7 protein-coding genes are annotated in these 12925 nt (G+C 50.9%); 4 read left to right on the forward strand and 3 right to left on the reverse strand.

From position 1 onward, the window contains the following. The first annotated feature begins 124 nt into the window (after nucleotides 1–124). Nucleotides 125–1501 (forward strand): hypothetical protein, encoded by a 1377-nt coding sequence (locus HII30_RS04005; RefSeq protein WP_169503740.1) that lies wholly within the window; start codon nucleotides 125–127, stop codon nucleotides 1499–1501. A gap of 28 nt (nucleotides 1502–1529) precedes the next feature. Continuing rightward, nucleotides 1530–2018 (forward strand): hypothetical protein, encoded by a 489-nt coding sequence (locus tag HII30_RS04010; protein ID WP_169503741.1) that lies wholly within the window; start codon nucleotides 1530–1532, stop codon nucleotides 2016–2018. Nucleotides 2019–2091: 73 nt separating this feature from the next. Here HII30_RS04010 and HII30_RS04015 read toward each other — a convergent pair whose 3' ends face one another. Further along, nucleotides 2092–3825 carry an extracellular solute-binding protein gene (locus tag HII30_RS04015; RefSeq protein ID WP_246246095.1) on the reverse strand — a complete coding sequence of 578 codons (1734 nt, stop codon included), beginning with the start codon at nucleotides 3823–3825 and terminating at the stop codon, nucleotides 2092–2094. A 46-nt stretch (nucleotides 3826–3871) separates the two neighbouring features. Further along, nucleotides 3872–6184 carry an AraC family transcriptional regulator gene (locus HII30_RS04020; RefSeq protein WP_246246096.1) on the reverse strand — a complete coding sequence of 771 codons (2313 nt, stop codon included), beginning with the start codon at nucleotides 6182–6184 and terminating at the stop codon, nucleotides 3872–3874. Nucleotides 6185–6435: 251 nt separating this feature from the next. On the opposite strand from HII30_RS04020, the gene HII30_RS21775 reads away from it, so the two are divergent. Further along, nucleotides 6436–9012, forward strand: a complete 2577-nt coding sequence (locus HII30_RS21775; protein ID WP_425495975.1) for an S-layer homology domain-containing protein — start codon at nucleotides 6436–6438, stop codon at nucleotides 9010–9012. Between the two features lie 142 nt (nucleotides 9013–9154). On the opposite strand, the gene HII30_RS04030 is transcribed toward HII30_RS21775, so the two are convergent. Beyond that, on the reverse strand, nucleotides 9155–10051 hold the full coding sequence (locus tag HII30_RS04030) for an AraC family transcriptional regulator (protein ID WP_169503742.1): 897 nt from the start codon (nucleotides 10049–10051) through the stop codon (nucleotides 9155–9157). A gap of 160 nt (nucleotides 10052–10211) precedes the next feature. Between HII30_RS04030 and HII30_RS04035 the strand changes: the two genes are divergently transcribed. Then, a complete protein-coding gene (locus HII30_RS04035) occupies nucleotides 10212–12887 on the forward strand; it encodes a glycoside hydrolase family 2 protein (protein ID WP_169503743.1) in 2676 nt (891 codons plus the stop codon). Nucleotides 12888–12925 lie beyond the last annotated feature (38 nt).

Below are 12925 nucleotides of genomic sequence, written 5' to 3' on the forward strand. Positions count from 1 at the left end.
TTCCAATAGGATCGGCGCGTTACGAAGTCATAGTTCAGGATGCTTCGAGTCGGTATTCAACCGGCTCTTTTTATATATGGATGCATTAAAGTCTTTACAACTACCTCCATGGAGTGTGAATACCATGCCGAAACCATCTTCGTTTGAAGCTGTATTAAATATGTTGACTAAAGAAGAACTTGTTCAAATTCTAGGCCAAGCCGCCAGCAAGGATTCTGTGTTAAAAAACACGATCTTACATAAGTACGCCAAAGATACGAACAGCGGCCTTACCCAGCAGCTGAAGTCATGCAAGCAGCAGATGAAGGCGATTGTAAAAGAATATAAAGGACGTGAAGGGTTTATCCCTTACCGCGAAACGGGCAGATTTGTTAATGAAATGCTGCTGATGCTTGATGAAATAGACGATTCAATGGATCCATTTCTAGCGCTTGAGACAGCTTGGCTTCTGCTGGAAGAAGGAGTTGAAGCATTCCAATATGCAGATGATTCCAATGGAGAGATTGGGATGCTGGTGCAGGGGGCTTTGGAGCGTGTCGGGGCGATAGCTTTAAGCCTGGAAAGTCGGGAGACTGCAGTGCGGGAACGCTTTTTTAATCGTTTGCTGCAAATTAGCCAAAGCCAGGTTTTCCGGGGATGGGAAGATTTTCAGATGGATTTGCTCCGGCTTTGTGCTGAATTCGCCGATTTAGAGACGCCGAGACAGCGACTCAGAGAGACGATGGAGCAGCTGATCGCCTCCAATCTGAAGGATGAATACAAACGGTATTTCAATGATGTCCTGCAGGAACTCTTGTTCCAGCTTATTCGGGATTATGGAACGCCAGAGGAAGGTGAGCGATATGTAGAGGAGCATCTGGATATCAAGTTTTTCAGAGAGCTGGCCATTGAACAACATATGAGAAGCGGGGACTACCGCCGCGCTTTGAAGTTGGCTGAAGAAGGTGAGATACAGGATCAAGAGTTACCAGGTCTTATATCGAAATGGAAGGCCGCCAGATATGAAGCTTACAAGCAGCTGTCTCTCACGCAGGAACAGGAGCGGCTGGCGAAAGAGCTTTTGCTGGATGGAGATTATGCATATTATCGGGAACTGGAGAATCTACATCAGGGGGACAAGGAGGAGTTATATCGCAGCATATTGAAGGAACTGAAACAGGCTGACGGCTGGAGAGCCAGGGAAGTTTACCTTCAGCTCATCTCTAAAAGAAATGATCTGGATGAGATGATGATGTATGTAAAAGCCAACCCTCACATGATCGAAGATTATGCACCGCGCCTATTCCCAGAGTATCCAGAGGAAACAGCAGAGATTTACAGCAGCTATATCAGCAGTGCAGCCGGTTCGTCTTCCAATAGAAAAGAATACCGGCGTGTATGCGGCATACTTAAGAGATATAAAAAGATAGCGGGGAAACCCCGTCAGGAACAGCTCATCGAGCAGTTAAAAGCCCAATACGCGAAGCGCCCGGCTTTTTTAGATGAATTAGACAATATCTAATCGTGAAAACAGTAAAGGAGCGAGAGTTATGAAAATCACCTGTTATTACGGTATAAGCGGAAATATGGGCTACATTACGTTAATGCCGCGGGCAAAAGATGAATTGGACATCGACGATAACCGTGACAATGAAATATTACAGCACGTTACTTCCGATAAAATCACAATTTCTTATGTGGCAGATACAGCATTGAGTGCTTATCTGGATCAGATGGTCATCGCCCCGCAGACGTTTAAAGAAGCTAACGAAAATGGATGCGATACCGAATTTGGCATTGATATGGACCGTGACGGTTATATCACAGGCATTGAACTAACCCTCCCGCCAGCAAGGTTCATCGAATTAATCCAATCTCAGGCTTATAAAATCTACCAGACCACATGGCGGGACAGGGAATTTCATCTCGTCACCTTGGATCATGCCGAGCATGTGTTTAAACCGGAGAATGTCATTTATAAAATGACCGGCAAAGAGGATGCTTTTGTCATTGTAGAGCATGTCGAGCCCGATAGTTGAAGAGGGACATGTAGCAGCTTCAGCTCAGCCGGATGGCTCCTGGTTCTCCGCATCCGCAGCAAACCGGCACCCCTCACTCACCTCCTGCACCCGCAGCACCCCTGTGCACCTCATTCGCTTCCCGAAGCACCTCCTTGCCGCCAGCGGCCATGAATTCCTGAACAAAGCTGCCGAATTCCTCCAATGGACGGTCGCCGGTGATGAAGGAGATATAAGCTTTGTTTCTCAGCTTGATCAGCCCTGGAGCATGTTTGACGAGAGAGGGAGTAGACGCCTTTAAGGCATTGTAGATGCCATCCTGTTCCAGCCCTAAAGTGGAAGCCCACTGCTCTCGATTTGTAGTTGGAGGAAGGGGAACCATCATGCCCAGATGCGCGCCGACGGTATTGTGATAGCTGAACTCCTGGTCATAAGGAGGCAGCACCACAATATCTTCCTTAGAGCTGCCGGTCCAGATCCAATGCTCTCCCTTGATCCCATGCTTCATGGTAGTATACATATCCGGATCTGGATTGGCGCTCACATAATCCAGGATCTGCAGAATCGTTTCCAGCTTGCCGGGCTCTGTAACGGCATTCGCGCCCATCGCGGTAAAGCTCATCAGCATGTCGTAGCCTTTGGAACCGCGTTTGCCGTCAGGTCCGCTGAAGGGCCGGCCGAACACGATGCGGGCTTCCGGGTTTTTTGCGGTGAGTTCCTTCATATTATAGCTTGCCTGCACCGGTGTCTCGAGAATACCCTGCTCCTCTTCGTATGTCCAAGATGAATAATCGCCGTCTTGAATCCAGTGATAATAATTACCCATGGAGGTCATGCCGATGCTGCCGTTGATAAAAGCATGAGACAAATGCTTGTAGCCGCCCTTGTTCTCCCCGGTAACAAACTCCGGATCAATAACCCCGTCTTTGTACCATTTTTGAAGATAGGCCAAGGCTTCCTGCATGTCCGGCTCCAAAGCGCCGATGACCAGATCTTTGTCCTTGATTCCGAAGTAGAGCTGATCTGCAAACACAATCTGTCCAAAAGCGCCGAACACTACGTTCATTCCTTCCAGTGACAATCCATAGGTATCCTTTATGCCGTTGCCGTCCGGATCGTTGTGAGCAAACGCATAGATGACCTCTTCAAACTCAAATAATGTTTCGGGCACCGCAAGGCCCAGCTTGTCCAGCCAGTCCTGCCGGTAAACGACCGGGATACGGTACTTGTTCGTCGGATTGATGACCGGAATGCCGTAATACCTGCCATCGATGGTGCCTACCTCTTCATAGCCGGGGGCATGTTCACGGATTGCCTTCATAATATTGGGCGCATACCGGTTCAGCGTCACTTCCGGAATTTCGACCAGCAGTCCCTGCTGCTGGTATTTCAGCAGATCCTGGTGCTGCCGGATCCGGAACACATCAGGCGTGCTTCCCTGTGCCAGCTTCATATCGAGAAGAGCTTCATATTGGTTATTCTCCAGGTTCCAGACATCGAGATCGACATCAAACTGATCTTCCACCTGCTGGACCAACTCGGCATCCACAGGCACGGGGAGATTCTGATGCATCGTCCAGGAAATAGTGTACCGGGGACCGGCAGCAGCAGAATCGTCGGAAGCTGCAGAATCAGCGGAATTCTGACGTTCTGCCCCGGCAGACGTACTGCCTGCTGCTCCAGACGGATTGTCCGATGCCGACGAGGGGGTGCCTGATCCAGTGAAGCCGTCTGATCCTAGATCACATCCGCTGAGTAAGAGTAGCACCATGACAGCAGCAAAAAAAGAATATCGAAGCAAGTACTTTGTATTCATCATTGTGTCCATCGTCAGAACCTCCTTTCCGGGTGAACCTTTCGTCTCTGACAAGCGGTCATGCCCGATTTGCCATACTGCGCAAGTAATTTCCGGGGGTGCATCCATAGTTGTCCTTGAACTTTTTGATAAAATAAGCCGCCGTCGCGTATCCAACCGTACTCGCAATCTGCTCGACCGTCATATTCTGCTTCTCAATCAAGGTCTTGGCCCGCTCCATCCGTCGGCTGGTAACATAGTCGGTATAGGTAATCCCGAGCTCCTCTTTAAAAAGCCTGCTTAAGTACTTCGCGCTCAAAAATACCTGACTGGATACCGCCTCCAGAGACAGGTCTCCAGACAAATGATCCTCAATATAATGCTTGGCTGATTCCAGGGTGGAGAGGGCGCGATCGCTGTTCCGCTTCTCCGTATGGGCGAGGAATGTGGAAACTGAGTCCAGCAGCCATTCCTGAAAACACTGGATGCTCGTAACCTTCAGATACTGATTGTACAAATCCGAATGACCCTGTGAAGGATCCTTATATCGGACACTTTTTAAATAATCAGAGTAGATAAAGACAGTGCTCGCCAGGATAAAATGGCAGTAATCTGCAGGATACCGTCCCTCCCGCATAGCCTGAACCATCTGCTCAACCGCTGCTTCAATTTCTGCATAATGACGGGCCTGCAGTTTATCTTTGAACTTCAGCAGCATGGTCTGCGGAATTTCTTCCAGACTGTCCTCGCGCTCCAGGAGACGGCGGTCCTTCAGGACGTGGTGGCCGGGCAGGAAATAGGCGTATTTCAGCAGTGTCTGTGCTTCCGTATAAATGGCTGGAATATCGCTGAGCGTATCTGCCCAGGAGCTCTGCGAAAGCTGAGTGTCCAGGCCCAGGAACTGCCTGGCCTCGGGCAGTACCTGTTCGGAAAGCTGTTCCAGCAGCACATCTGCGGACTCATCGGCACAAAGAATGACAACAATGTTCTTGTCCGGAAGCTCTTCGGCAATCACGCGGCATTCCGGCAGGTGCAGAGATTCCAGCTGATGAATCAACCGTTCCATCACTGCCTGCATATTCCCGGAGCTAAGGGGCGCGAGGGCTTCCCTGGAATTCAGCAGCAGGCAGGCGTAATGACGGTATTCCCGGCCGATGCCCAGCAGCTTCAGCTCTTCCTCATGAGGCAGGCCGGTGCGTCCGCTGTGAAGAAGATGAAGGACCGCATTTCGCTTGATCAGCGGACTGCTCGCCTGCAGGGTTTCTTCAAGGGTGCTGACTTTATCGTTCAGTTTTACAAATGCCGTATCAATCAGCGTATAAGCATTGGCTGCCGGTTCAGGCGTCCATCCGGATAAGTCCTTGATTCTGCCTACCAGCCTTTTGATAGGACTGTAGATCGCTTTGGCCCAAATGCCGGACATGACGACACCTAGCAGGATGGCAAGGAAACAAATCGCTAGAATGACCTTGTTTACGACCAGAGACTGCTCATAGAACAGGCTGGCAGGCACTGCGCTGTAGATCTTCCATCCGGTGGACGGAAGCGTTTCATAAGAGACGACATAAGATGTGCTGCCGAGTTTGTCGTTAAAACTGCCGGATTCCTCCTCACGCATCCACTGGTGCAGGCCGCTTGTGCCGGGCTGTTCTGCCACAACCTGGTCTAAGCCTGCGACCACGCTTCCCGATGGATCCCAGATGAAAGTGCTCTCATATTGGGATGGTATCATATTCTCGATAATGCCCTGAATCGCGCTTTCCTTCACGTCAATGGCTATGATCAGGTCGCTGTCCGCGCCGGACGACTGAAACGGATAGCTGTGCGCATACGTGATCAAGTTCTCTCCGCTGCCGCCAGGAACGCTGGAGTGAATATCCTCCGGCACCCATCGGGCCCGGGTCCATATGCTGCTCTGTGTACTGCTGCGCATCTCCTCCATCCAGTCCTTGTAATACACGGCGCTCTCCCTCTGATCTGCTTGAAAGTTCATACCGTAGATCGAAGAGAGGAGAACATGGTGCTTCGGTTCATAAATATGAATTCCTTGGACAATATCGGAGCTGCTGGCCGCCACGGATTTCAGAAGTTCTTGAAGCTCAACGGCCCGGCTGAGGTCGGTTTGAAAGGCGGAGTCTGCCGCCCAGCGCAAATCGGCTTTTTTGCCCAGAGAGAGCTCTAGGTAGATTTGCTGTACCCGCTGAAGCACTGAGGTTTCGATCGTCCGGGCTGTATTCTCAAGAATGAGCTGGTTCTTGCTGCGAAGCTCTTCTTTATAGCTGCCGGAAAAATAAATATAAAAAACCGAGCACAGGGCCAGCACGATAACAAGCACAATGGACATATAGGAAAAAGCAAGACTCGTAAATGCAGAATTCCATTTCTTCAACATAGACTCTCCTCCCTGCGTTAAGGATAGCGACTGGATGATATGAGTATTCAGGAAGTGTGTTAAATACGTATTAAAATAGCAAAATTATGCCGAAAAGATCCCATATTGATAGAATAGAGAAATTGTTATATTGAAGAGCGGCGGGTACGGATGCTACATTTGGTGCGATTCGAATCAAATCACACATAGAACAGGAGCCAATACGAGTGAAAACAAAATCCGTCAAAATGCTGCTATCCGCCGCTATGGGAATGGTGCTGATCTCTAACACAGCTGCAGGACAAACTGCAGCGGCAGCACCGTCTGAAGCATCTACTGCTCCACTGTCTAATGAATCGGCCGCCTTATCTTCCATCCCGCTGCCTGCAGAACCGGCATGGGGATACTTTGTCGATACGTACAAGAACAATAATAATGACAACTTGTCCGTTACATCCAACCCGGCGATCGGAGTACTGTCCGGATTTCTGGATTTGTGGGAGCCTGGAGCGACCTGGGATACCGGCAGCAAGCTGAACGAAGAACTGCTGAATTACAACATTCAATATGTGAAAGATCTGTCAGCCACCCGCACACCGGAACAGGAAGAAAGAGCTTATTATGATGACCGCAGAAACCAGAGCTATGGAGCGACAGAAGGTCTCGGTCCCTATCAGGATGCATACCGCAGGCTCTCGGGAACATACACGACGATTACCAGCATTCCGGAGGATGCCGTCACCAAGAAATACGATGATGGAAACACATTCGGTAATAGAGCAGGTGACATCAACTCTGAGCTTGGCAAAATGGTCGATTTGATCGGAGCCCTCCGTGGCGGCTATGCCTCGACGAATCCCGCTAAAACGTTCTACAGCTATATGCGCCCTTACCGCTGGTCGCTTATAGAGGATCCGGGGGCCGCGTCGATTATTGTGCCTACGCTGGAGCCTGCAAAGAGCAGTACGCCTCAAACGGACGGCGGTTTCCCGAGCGGACATACGAACGCTTCATATCTTGCGGCACTGTCCTTGGCGTATTCCGTACCGGAACGTTATCAGGAGCTGCTGACCCGGGCCTCGGAAATGGGGAACAGCCGGATTGTAGCCGGTATGCATTCTCCGTTTGATGTCATGGGTGGACGTGTGATGGCGACAGCGCTGGCTGCTGCTGCGCTGAATGATCCGGAGAATGCCCAGCTCAAGCAGGAAGCCTATGATCAGGCGCATGAGATTCTGCTGGATCAGCCCGCTAATGCTGAGGACCGGTTCACGAACTATGAGCAGAATAAAGCCGATTATATTCAGCGTCTGACCTACGGATTTCCGCAGGTGAACAGTGCGGCAGAGCCAATGCCTGTTCCCAAAGGAGCCGAGGTTCTGCTGGAAACCCGCCAGCCTTATCTGAGCGCCGAACAGCGCCGGGAAGTCTTGGCTACAACCGGCATTCCGTCCGGTTATCCGGTGCTGGATGATCCAGAGGGCTGGGGACGGCTGAATCTGTTTGCTGCCGCAGACGGATATGGGGCCCTTGTAAGCGATACCACAATTACGATGAACGGCAGCCTGGGCGGTTTTCATGCAGCAGACCGCTGGCGGAATGACATCTCCGGCTCTGGCAGTCTGGTGAAGGAAGGCTCAGGGTCATTGACACTGGCCGGTCGTAATACGTATTCCGGCGGTACCGAAATTCTCGGCGGCACGCTCCAGGGCGAGTCAGCCACAGCTTTTGGCAGTGGCGAAGTCGTCAATACAGGCGGCTCTGTCGTAGAGAGTGTCTATGGAAAAATGACGATCGGCGGCGACTTCACTCAAGGTGCCAGCGGTACGCTTGAGCTGAACGTCTCAGGTGCGGACGACGTGTTGGAAATTACAGGCGCAGTAGATCTGAACGGAACACTGAAAGTCAAATTTAGCAACCAATTTGCACCTGCTGCCGGCACCTTTACTCTGATCACGCATGCCGGACAGCGGAGCGGGCAATTTGCTTCCGTGGATATAGAGGGCCTGCCGAGCGAATATCAGGCTCATGTTCTGTACCAGGGCAATCAGATTGCGCTGGCCATCACACCGAAGACGAACAGCGGCAATCCAGGTTCGGGCGGCTCCACGCCAACAGATCCTCCGACAACACCAACAACACCGCCAGTCACAGTGCCGGCAAAACCAACAGCTCCGCCAGTGCCTCAAGAGCCGGTGAAGGTCAATCCGTTCCTGTCGAATATTGTGAGTCAGCAGGCGGTTCTGCAGGCAGTGAGCAGCTCGATTGCGGCAACGATGAACATGAATACATCCTTTAGCGATACGGCCAGTCACTGGGGCAGCAGCGCCATAGCTGCAGCCGTGAAGCTGCGCATTGTGGACGGCTATAAAGATGGATCCTTCCGTCCGAATGCACCGGTTACCCGCGCGGAATTCACAGCAATGACTGCTCGTGCTTTTGGGCTAGCGCCAGGTACAGCTTCAGCAGCTTTTCAGGATACAAGATCCAGCTGGGCTGCGGGTTATATCGGCGTTCTGGCGAATAAAGGAGTAATCACGGGTTATCCGGATGGCAGCTTTAAGCCGAATGCACCGATTTCCCGTGCTGAGATGGTCGCGATTCTGTCACGCATCATGAATCTTGGTGCACTGTCCACGGGTACAGCCGCAAGCTTTACCGATGTAAGCAGCAATTACTGGGCTGCAAACGCCATACAGCAGGCGGCATCGGCCAATCTGGTGCAGGGAGTATCTGCTGCTGCGTTCGCACCTCAGAACCAGGCAACCCGTGCCGAAGCTGCAGCACTGATGATCCGTGCTCTGGAAAGCGACAGCTCGATCAAAGAGCTCATTGCCGGATTGAAATAATAGATTAGATTTGTGATGAGGCCTCGCTCTATAGCGGGGTCTTTTTCTTTATTGCACCTGCCTTTCAGTATCTGCGTTTCATCTCAATATGTACGTAACAGCACCTCCCTTGAAAGTGTGATTTATCAGCAGCCCCAGCACTCTACCTTTCAGCATTTTCTATATTATAACCCTCCACGCCCCTATTCGAAATGATTCCGCCCGTCACAGCGCTGTATTTCATGCGGAATTCCGTCGGTGTCACGCCCTCCATCTCCATAAAAATCTTATTGAAATAACTGGCGGTAGGGTAGCCGCAAGCTTCCGCGATCTGATGAATGGGCATGTGCGGGTGGCTGAGCAGCAGCTGTTTGCTGCTGTGAATTCGGCATTTTGTGATATAGGCCAGCGGCGTAGTTTTAGTCACTTTTTTAAACAGGTTGCAGAAATAGTTGGGTGTAAGTCCGACCTGATCGGCCCAGTCCTTCATTACGAAAGGCAGGTGGGCATTTTTTTGCATGTTTGGGAGCAGTTCGATAATCATTTCGATTTTGGCTTTTCCTTTTCGGCTGGCGAACGGAATGGCCCGGGTCGTAAATTCGGTCAGGATTGTATAGGAAAGGGCGGACATTTTGGAAGGGCGTGAAATATCATACCTCTCAATCTCATCCATCAGATCCAGGAAGGACTGCTCCAGCAGGTCAGCATCGTTTAAGAACCAGATGGAGGTTTCATAGAAGCCCTTTTCCAGTAAAAAGTCCGCCAGCTTGCTGCCGTTAAACTGCATCCAGTAGACTACCCAGGGATCGTCCTCGGAAGTGTAGTAACGCATTCTTTGAAAAGGAACATGGAGGAAAGCATCTCCTGCCTTCATGGTATACAGGTTATCGTTCAGCTCAATATAGCCCTTGCCGCCGACGACATAATGCAGACTGAAATCCTTGACGCCTTCATCGCGGGTTACGTTGTGGTCAGCAGGGCAAGTGTATTTTCCTACAGAATGAGGAAAACAGAAAAAGTTGAATTCATCGAAGGCCGGCAGAAAGTGATGGCGAAACATTCGGCAGCTCACCTCTTATAGCGTAGTATTGTTGCATTTAAAGTAGCATTATATTATTTACTATACCATATACAGTGTTACATAATTACAACTATAGAGTAGTTTTATTATATATGAATGATGAATCCAGAGCGAAATTATAGAGGGGAGTTCGTAACCATTGAGAAACAGCATGAATATCAACCGGGAATGGACATTTATTCGAGGAGATTGGGAGGGGTATCAAGCCCAAGGTTCTGAACAAATTCATTTTGATGATTCCGCATGGGCTCATGTAGGTCTGCCGCACTCATTCAGTACGCCATATTTCATGGAGAATGAGTGGTATATCGGTGAAGGATGGTACCGCAAGCATCTTCATGTTCCAGCCGATTGGGATGGGAAGTTTGTTCACTTGAATTTTGAAGGCGTTTTCCAAATTGCGCATGTTTATGTGAACGGGCATCTCGCCGGGCAGCATGAGGGCGGGTATACCGGGTTCAGCCTGGATATTACGAAGCATCTGGTTTCGGGAGATAATGTTATCGCCGTGTGGGTCAACAATGAATGGAACGGAAAGATTGCGCCCCGGGCAGGAGAGCATACCTTTTCTGGGGGAATATACAGGGATGTCACGGTAACTGTGACAGAGCCTGTTCATGTAGACTGGTACGGTACTTTTGTATCGACGTCTCTTATTTCCAATGAGGATGCAGGCGTTCAAATGCAGGTACGGATGAAGGCTGAGGTCTTGAACCATAGCGGTAAGGCTGAGAAGACCACCGTGCGCACGGTAGTGACCGACCGGGAAGGACAGGTGCTCACAGTACTGGAGAGTACGGATGTAATACCGGCAGACTACAGTCTTCAGTTTGATGCAGTGAGCGAACCCGTTCACAACCCCCGGCTGTGGAGTCCTGAAGACCCGTATCTATACCAGGCTGTCACGGAAGTCATTGTCGATGGAGTCGTGACGGATGTGGTTATGGATCAGATCGGATTCCGGTGGATGGAGTGGACGGCGGATCGAGGCTTTTATCTGAACGGCCAGCATGTGTTTCTGAACGGGGCGAATGTTCATCAGGATCAAGCCGGCTGGGGCGACGCGGTGACACAGGCTGCGATCTACCGGGACGTGAAAATGATTAAGGATGCTGGCATGAACTTCATTCGCGGCAGTCACTATCCGCATCACCCGGCCTTCTCGCGCGCATGTGATGAATACGGCATTCTCTTCTGGTCAGAAGCGACCTTCTGGGGGATGGGCGGCGGAGCTGGAGATAACGGTGAGAGAAAAGACTGGAGATCCAGCGCTTATCCTGTACTGGAAGAAGATCAGGAAGCATTTGAAGAGAGCGCTATTCATCAGCTGCGGGAGATGATTCGAATTCATCGTAATCATCCCAGCATTATTGTCTGGAGCATGAGCAATGAGCCGTTTTTCAGCCATGATTCGGTGAAAGAGAAAGCCATCGCATTTCTTAAAAAAATGGTGCAGGTATCGCACGCAGAAGATCCTACACGTAAAGCCGCGGCCGGCGGTGCACAGCGCTGGGGTCTGGATGACCCGGAAATTGCGGATGTAGCGGGTCTGAATGGTGATGGCGGCGGCTTTTACCTGAAGTGGGAGGGAGAAGAACGGGTTGAGGATCCGGCATCGAACCGGCCGAAGTGTCCACAGGTGATTTCCGAATACGGAAGTGAGGTCATGGACAGACCCGGGAAATACCGCCCCTTCTTCGACCATGTCTCGGTGAGCCGGAAAGACCCCAACCGCCATGCTGCACCGGTGTGGAGAAGCGGCCAGGCAGTCTGGTGCGGATTCCACCACGGCAGTCTGGCAAATGATATGGGGCATATGGGAATTGTTGATTATTACCGTTTGCCGCTGCGCACCTGGTACTGGTACCGGTTCAATTTCCTGCCGGAAATCGGTGTGACCCCCGAGGAGCTCAGTTATCTGGGCATTGACCCTCCTGCTGCGGGCAGCATTGAACCTGAGTGGCCAAAAGCCGGGGTTCCGGTACGAATCAAGCTGTATCCCGGTGTGGGCAGTGATACTAGCATCCGAAACGATGGTACAGATGATGTGCAGCTGATCGTGGAGCTGGTGGATGAAGACGGACGCAGAGTGGATGCTGCTGCAGATGTGACCCTTACGGTTACGGGGCCGGGACAGCTGCCTTCCTATGATTCCAAGGTCATGAATGCGGAATCCGGCCTTCAGATAATCGAAGGCTTGGGAGCGATTACGTTCCGTTCTTATTATGCGGGCGTGACTACGATTGAGGCGGCATCACCGGGCCTGAATAGCGCAAGTTTAGAGATTACAACAGTAGGGGAAGGCACTGCCCAAGAACCGGATATGAGCATTCCAAGGGTGCAAAATGATCCTGAGAAAGCTCAGCCTGCACTGCAAGAACTGCTGGAGCTGTCTACCTACCGGCCGAACGGAGCAAGCAGCGAAGCTTATGGATACAGCAAGAATCATGCCAATGATGGAGATACGAATTCCTCGTGGAGAGCGGGCAGCACGAAAGCCGGAGAATGGTGGATGCTTGATCTTGAAGGTGTTAAATATCCGAAGCATGTGGAGATTGAATTTGACCGGGAAGCCAGATACCAGTTCATCCTCGAGGGTTCTGCGGATGGCAATACCTGGTCCACACTGCTGGACTGCCGCCATCTTCAGGAAGCAGTCAGCAAGGTTGAAGATAACCTTGATCAGTCCCCCTGCCGCTATGTGAGGATAACATTCACCACACTGCCAGAGGATGTACCAGCCAACCTCAAGGCCTTCCGCTTGTACGGCTACAATAACGAAGAGTCTATAAAAAATGAAAATTTACATGTTTAACGTAGAGTGAGAACCAAGCTGGAGAAGCGAAGCGGTCG

It is taken from the genome of Paenibacillus lemnae (assembly GCF_012933385.1).
Lineage (GTDB): Bacteria > Bacillota > Bacilli > Paenibacillales > Paenibacillaceae > Paenibacillus_AQ > Paenibacillus_AQ lemnae.

Coding starts and splice junctions, on each gene's coding strand:
- HII30_RS04005 (WP_169503740.1), top strand. CDS start 125: ATGCCGAAACCATCTTCGTTTGAAGCTGTATTAAATATGTTGACTAAA.
- HII30_RS04010 (WP_169503741.1), top strand. CDS start 1,530: ATGAAAATCACCTGTTATTACGGTATAAGCGGAAATATGGGCTACATT.
- HII30_RS04015 (WP_246246095.1), bottom strand. CDS start 3,825: ATGGACACAATGATGAATACAAAGTACTTGCTTCGATATTCTTTTTTT.
- HII30_RS04020 (WP_246246096.1), bottom strand. CDS start 6,184: ATGTTGAAGAAATGGAATTCTGCATTTACGAGTCTTGCTTTTTCCTAT.
- HII30_RS21775 (WP_425495975.1), top strand. CDS start 6,436: ATGGTGCTGATCTCTAACACAGCTGCAGGACAAACTGCAGCGGCAGCA.
- HII30_RS04030 (WP_169503742.1), bottom strand. CDS start 10,051: ATGTTTCGCCATCACTTTCTGCCGGCCTTCGATGAATTCAACTTTTTC.